We start from the raw sequence: 1,498 nt of genomic DNA on the forward strand, positions 1-1,498 counted from the left end.
TTGCGAGGACAATTTCATCGGGGGTTTCGCGCGCCCACGGCGGTTCGGAGTTGCTCCAGCCGAAGAGGTGGTACCGATGCTTGAGCCTGAAGAGTTCTGCCAACCTTTCCGGCAACATCCTGCGGAACTTTTCGTACCTGTCCGAAGTCAAGGGTTCGGTCACGCCGAGGGCGTCGAGGCGGTGGCGCAAAGCCTTGACGAATTCCTTTTCTGCGGCCAACTCGCCGAGGAATTTCGCCTGCGCCTCGCGCTCCCTGGCCTTTCTCTCAAACTCCCTGCGGACTTCCGGCCCCACGAACACTTTGTACCCTAGTTGGGCCACCTTTGTCGCCCACTCCGGCAGATTTTTTTCCCTCTTTCCGGCGTAGGCGGCCAAGGCTTTTAACAAGTCTCCGCGGGTGGAGTTTGGGTCTTCTAGCACGCTTAGGAGCCGCGAAGCCCGTAGCGCTACCTCCGCCTCCCCCTTGGTGCGGGGCCTGCACGAGGCTTTTGCTTCCAGATCTCTGAAGAGGAGTTCGGTTGCTTCTGACGCCCAACCAGGGATTTCTTCCAGGATCGCTCCCAGCCGGGAGATCTTTTCGGTCCGCCTCTTTTCTTCCTCTTCCCGACGGCGTGCGGCTTCTTCCTTTTCTTTCCTCTTTACCTCCTCCCACTCTACAACTCTCCGGTAGAGCGGGGCGAAGCATTTTAAGGAATTGGTTGTCATGCCCTTTGCCATTTCTTCAGGAAAGCCGTGGCTGATAAGGAACTGTATTGCTTTGATGATCCTCTCTTTGTACATGACAACGGGTTCGTCGAAACTCTTCTGCCATCCGAGAAGCACGGCGCAGGCGTCGAAGCCGTTCAAGCCGCACGCGTCCATCAGGATCGAGAGCTTGTCCGCCAGGAACGGGAGGCCGGAAAGCCTCGCCCTGAAACTCTCGAAGTCCGTTTTCGCCAGAGTGGCCCACTCCCGGACCTGCTCCGGTTCCGGGAAGAGGCCGTCCCTAAGCGCTTCGAGCCTGGCCAGACATCTCTCTTTCCTGCCTTTTTTCCAGTGCTTTGCCAAACCCTTGACGAGTTCCGGACGTTCGGAGAAGTGTTCAGGCCCGGAGAGGCCTGCCTCCCCTGCACACGTAGCGCATGCCTCGGCCCTGCGGCCGTACAGGGTAATGGTTGCAAGTTCCCCATCCTTTTTGAGCTTTCCGCAGACAATACACCTGCTCCACATCTCTCCACGCGGCGGGCGCCCTGGCCGCCCGCCACTTCTCGCGCCTCCTTTCCGAAAGTTTTTTTTTTGAGGCAGGCGGGCTTGCCAGGGAAGCCCCTTCTCGTCCCCTGGCGGGGAGAAAACTTTTTACCTTGCCCTGGCTTGTTGCCAGGGGAAACACAACTCTTGCCCCGCAGGGCGGGGAAAAAAGAACGCTCTTAAAAAAAACGGGAAGCTGGAAGGCTAGCCTTCCAGCTTCCCGCAACACTTCTTGTACTTCAACCCGCTCCCGCAGGGGCAGGGGGCGTT

General features: G+C 58.5%; 2 protein-coding genes. Both read right to left on the reverse strand.

Translation table 11 applies throughout. The features are described 5' to 3' along the window. On the reverse strand, positions 1-1,210 hold a 1,210-nt coding region (locus G454_RS19750; RefSeq protein ID WP_035108133.1), incomplete at its 3' end, for a hypothetical protein. A 222-nt stretch (positions 1,211-1,432) separates the two neighbouring features. Further along, on the reverse strand, positions 1,433-1,498 hold a 66-nt coding region (locus G454_RS22955; protein WP_211230129.1), incomplete at its 5' end, for an SEC-C metal-binding domain-containing protein.

Source organism: Desulfovirgula thermocuniculi DSM 16036 (assembly GCF_000429345.1).
GTDB lineage: Bacteria > Bacillota > Desulfotomaculia > Desulfotomaculales > Desulfovirgulaceae > Desulfovirgula > Desulfovirgula thermocuniculi.